1 protein-coding gene is annotated in these 1,662 nt (G+C 68.7%); it reads left to right on the top strand.

Annotation, left to right across the window (positions count from 1 at the left end):
* On the top strand, positions 1–1,662 hold a 1,662-nt coding region (locus AL2_RS35790; RefSeq protein ID WP_245667138.1), incomplete at both ends, for a condensation domain-containing protein.

Here is a 1,662-nt window from a genome sequence, read left to right as displayed (position 1 = left end):
GGTCGTGATCGCCCGCTCCGAACGCCTCATCGCCTACATCGTCCCCGATCGTTCGCGGGCGACGCCGACCGTGGCCGGCGGCGACAGTATCGACGGCGTCCTGGAGTTCAACGATGACTTGATCGTCGTGGACGGGGTCGTCACAGACCACATCGTGGCTGAGTTGCGGGGTTTTGTGGTGGGGCGGTTGCCGGAGTACATGGTTCCGGCGGCGTTCGTGGTGGTGGAGGGGTTGCCGTTGACGGTGAACGGCAAGGTGGACAAGGCGGCGTTGCCGGATCCGGTGTTCGCGGGCGGGCGGTATCGGGCTCCGGGGTCGGTGGAGGAGGAGTTGCTGGCGGGTGTGTTCGCCGAGGTGCTGGGGGTCGAGCGGGTCGGTGTGGATGATGACTTCTTCGCTTTGGGCGGGGACAGTATCCGTTCGATTCAGGTGGTGACGCGGGCCCGGCAGGTGGGGTTGGTGGTGAAGGCCCGTGATGTTTTCGAGGCGCGGACGGTGGCGGCGTTGGCGGCTGCGGCCGGGCGTGCGGACGCCGAGACGTTGCTGGAGGAGTTGCCCGGTGGTGGTGTGGGCCAGGTCGGGTTGTTGCCGGTGGCGCAGTGGATGCTGGAGCGCGGCGGGCGCTTCGGCCGGTATGCGCAGTGGATGGTGCTGAACCTTCCCACCGACATCGACCACGCGGGTCTGGTGGCAACGCTGGGTGCGGTCATCGACCGGCACGACATGTGGCGGTCACGGTTGACCGGCGACGAAAAGCCCATGCTGGTCGCGGGTGAACCGGGGTCGGTGGACGTCGCGGCTTTGGTGCATCGCGTCGATTGCGCCGGGGAGATTTCGGTGGAGCTTGATCGGGCGTTGGGGCGGTTGGATCCGGTGGCTGGGGTGATGTTGCAGTTCGTCTGGTTCGACCCCGGCACGCGAGACGCTGGCGGCCGGTTGCTGGTGGTGGCGCATCATCTGGTGGTTGATGGGGTGTCGTGGCGGATCGTGGTGCCCGATTTCATTGAGGGTTGGTCGGCGGTGAAGGCGGGCCGGGCGCCGATGCTGCCGCGGGTGGGGACCTCGGTGCGGCGCTGGAGTGCCGCGTTGGCCGATGAGGCCGAGCGCCCGGAGCGGGTGGCGGAGCTGGAGTTGTGGCGGTCGATGCTGCAAGCGCCCGACCCCGTCGTCGGGTCACGCCGGGTCGATCCGGCGGTGGATGTGGTGTCGGCGGTGGATCGGGTGCAGATTCGGCTTCCCATGGACGTGACCGAGGCGCTGCTGAGCAGGCTGCCGCAGGTGTTCCATTGCGGCCCGGATGACGGCCTGGTCACGGGTGTGGTGTTGGCGGTGGCGGCGTGGCGGCGGGCGCGCGGGGTGCAGGCGTCCTCGGTGCTGGTGAACATGGAGGGCCACGGCCGCGAGGAGGCTGTCGTGCCGGGCGCGGATCTGTCGCGCACGGTCGGCTGGTTCACCACGATCTACCCCGTCCGGCTGAGCGTCGGCGGGACGGACGCGGGTCAGGCGATCAAGGCGGTGAAGGAACAGTTGCGTACCGTCCCCGACCGGGGCATCGGCTACGGCCTGCTGCGCTACCTCAACACCCACACCGCACACCAGCTGGCACAACTGCCGTCCCCGCAGATCGGCTTCAACTACCTCGGCCGCTTCTCCACCACCGA

The organism is Actinomadura latina NBRC 106108, from assembly GCF_001552195.1.
In the GTDB taxonomy this organism is placed as follows: domain Bacteria; phylum Actinomycetota; class Actinomycetes; order Streptosporangiales; family Streptosporangiaceae; genus Spirillospora; species Spirillospora latina.
Note: the sequence above shows the minus strand (reverse complement) of the source record. Positions and strands in the feature narration are given on the sequence as shown.